At 65.1% G+C, this 2,367-nt stretch carries 3 protein-coding genes and 1 pseudogene; 3 read left to right on the top strand and 1 reads right to left on the bottom strand.

What is annotated here, in order from left to right; all coding sequences use genetic code 11:
* The 3 genes and pseudogenes from JOY90_RS10320 to JOY90_RS10310 form a co-directional block, all read left to right on the top strand.
* Positions 1-161: pseudogene (locus JOY90_RS10320) on the top strand (NAD(P)-dependent alcohol dehydrogenase); the annotation flags it as partial.
* Positions 162-172: 11 nt separating this feature from the next.
* Positions 173-568 (top strand): cupin domain-containing protein, encoded by a 396-nt coding sequence (locus JOY90_RS10315; RefSeq protein ID WP_291691033.1) that lies wholly within the window; start codon positions 173-175, stop codon positions 566-568.
* Positions 569-589: 21 nt separating this feature from the next.
* On the top strand, positions 590-1,585 hold the full coding sequence (locus JOY90_RS10310) for an aldo/keto reductase (RefSeq protein WP_291691032.1): 996 nt from the start codon (positions 590-592) through the stop codon (positions 1,583-1,585).
* A 13-nt stretch (positions 1,586-1,598) separates the two neighbouring features.
* Here the strand turns inward: JOY90_RS10310 and JOY90_RS10305 are convergent.
* Positions 1,599-2,367, bottom strand: a 769-nt coding sequence (locus JOY90_RS10305; RefSeq protein WP_291691031.1) for a hypothetical protein, incomplete at its 5' end; no start/stop codon positions are given.

Here is a 2,367-nt window from a genome sequence, read left to right as displayed (position 1 = left end):
TCGCCGAGACCCAGGAGATGCTCGACTTCTGCGCCGAACGTGGGATCGGCAGCGACGTCGAGGTGATCCCCATTCAGCGGATCAACGAGGCCTACGATCGGCTCGCGAAGGGCGACGTCAAGTACCGGTTCGTAATCGATATGGCGTCACTCAAGTCGTAACGGGAGGAGTTATGGACATCAAGAGGTGTGGCTCACAGCCTTCCGGCAAAGGACCGGCCGAGTATTTCACCGGCACGGTGCGCATCGATCCTCTGTTTCAGGCGCCGGCACCGGCCCGCGCGGTCGGCGCCAGCGTCACGTTCGAGCCGGGCGCCCGGACCGCGTGGCACACTCACCCGTTGGGTCAGACGCTCATCGTGACGGCCGGGTGCGGCTTGGCCCAGCGCTGGGGCGGCCCGGTGGAGGTGATCCGGCCGGGCGACGTGGTGTGGTTCCCGCCGGGCGAGAAGCACTGGCATGGCGCGGCCGCCACCACCGGAATGAGCCACATCGCCATCCAGGAAGCGCTGAACGGCGAGGTGGTGGAATGGATGGAGCAGGTCGACGACGCCCAGTACCGCCGCTGATCGCGAACACAGGAGAACGAGATGAAGAAGAGAACACTCGGAAAAAGCGGCCTCGAAGTATCGGCCATCGGCTTCGGATGCATGGGCCTGAATTTCGCTTATGCGCACGCGCTCGGAAGAGAGGACGCGATCAATCTGATCCGCGCGGCCCATGACCGAGGCGTGACGTTCTTCGACACGGCGGAAATCTACGGTCCCTTCACCAACGAGGAACTGGTCGGCGAAGCGCTGGCACCCGTCCGCGACAAGGTCGTCATCGCCACGAAATTCGGTTTCGATATCGATCCTGCGACCGGAAAGCAGTCCGGGATGAACAGTCGCCCCGCCCATATCCGCGAGGTCGCCGAGGCGTCCCTCAAGAGGCTCAAGACTGATCGCATCGACCTGTTCTATCAGCATCGCGTCGACCCGGATGTGCCGATCGAAGATGTCGCCGGCGCCGTCAAGGACCTCGTCGAGCAAGGCAAGGTCAAGCACTTCGGCCTGTCCGAGCCCGGCGCGCAGACCGTTCGGCGCGCCCACGCCGTCCAGCCTGTCGCCGCGCTCCAGAACGAATACTCGCTGTGGACGCGCGGCCCCGAAACCAACGGCATCCTCCGGGCTTGCGAGGAGCTCGGCATCGGCTTCGTGCCCTACAGCCCGCTTGGAAAGGGCTTCCTGACCGGCGCGATGAATCAGAACGCGAAGCTCCCGGACAACGACTTCCGCAGCCTCCTGCCGCGCTTCACGCCCGAGGCGATGAAGGCCAATCAAAGCTTGGTCGATCTCCTCAAGCAGATCGGCGAGCGCAAGAAGGCGACGCCGGCGCAGATCGCGCTCGCCTGGCTGCTCGCCCAGAAGCCGTGGATCGTTCCCATCCCGGGTACGCGCAAGCTCGCGCGCCTCGAGGAGAACATCGCCGCCGCCGCCATCGCGCTCACCGATGACGACCTGCGCGAGATCGAGCGCGCCGCCGCTGCGATCACGGTGCAAGGGGAGCGCTATCCGGATGAGCTCGAGCAATTGACCGGCCGCTGAGCAACCGCGCGGCTCAGAAATCCGGCGTCGTCGCCTGCGGCAGCGGGAAGAGATTGTGGTTGAAGCGGTCGTCGTTGTTCTCGGCGCAGATGAACTCCTGCCAGGGACCGCCCTGCTTGCGCCATCGCATCGTCATGTACATGGGCTCGTTCAAGGCGTCCGGGTCCTCGACCTTGACCAAGGCTTCGAGGAATTTCTGGTCCGCCGTGAGCTTGAAGCGCTCGAGCACATGCAGCTTGTCGGTGTGCGGGGTGCGGAACATGTCGAGGAAGCTGAGCTTGGTCGACAGACCGATCGTGTCGACCACGAGCGCACCGTCCTCGTAGCGCCCGATCGACTCGCCGAACCAGGATGACGTCACGTGCGCTGAATGCTTGTCGGTCATGTAGATGCGGCGCGAGAGCGAGTCGCGCTCCCACAGCATGTGCACGACCTTCGGCTCCTGGATGAAGAAAAGCCGCTCCGTGGTCCACAAGAGTTGCCCCGGAACGCCGCCCGGATAGCAGCGCGAGGTGGCGAGGAACGGCATGCCGCGCTTGCCGGTCAGCACCTCCTCGTTCGACACCCGCATCGCTTCGGCCGCCCAGGGTTTCAGGATCGGGTCGCGAAAATTGCCGAATGCCGGCGTCACCTGCCGGCCCGGGCCGCGATCCACGTTGCCCTGCAGCGGATGATCGGGATCGTTGTGGATCGGCCCGCGCAGACCCGCTGGCGGATCAAGCCAGCCGTCGCCGAAGAGCGCATTGCGTCCGTCGGCGCGAATGCGCACCCAGGCCCAGTCG

Origin of the sequence: Bradyrhizobium sp. (assembly GCF_019242285.1) — a bacterium.
Classification (GTDB): Bacteria; Pseudomonadota; Alphaproteobacteria; order Rhizobiales; family Xanthobacteraceae; genus Bradyrhizobium.
The sequence above is the reverse complement of the archived record's forward strand: the minus strand, read 5'-3'. Positions and strand labels throughout refer to the sequence as shown.

Excerpts from the sequence above, each read along its gene's own strand:
- JOY90_RS10310 (WP_291691032.1), top strand. The coding sequence starts at position 590 with ATGAAGAAGAGAACACTCGGAAAAAGCGGCCTCGAAGTATCGGCCATC.
- JOY90_RS10315 (WP_291691033.1), top strand. The coding sequence starts at position 173 with ATGGACATCAAGAGGTGTGGCTCACAGCCTTCCGGCAAAGGACCGGCC.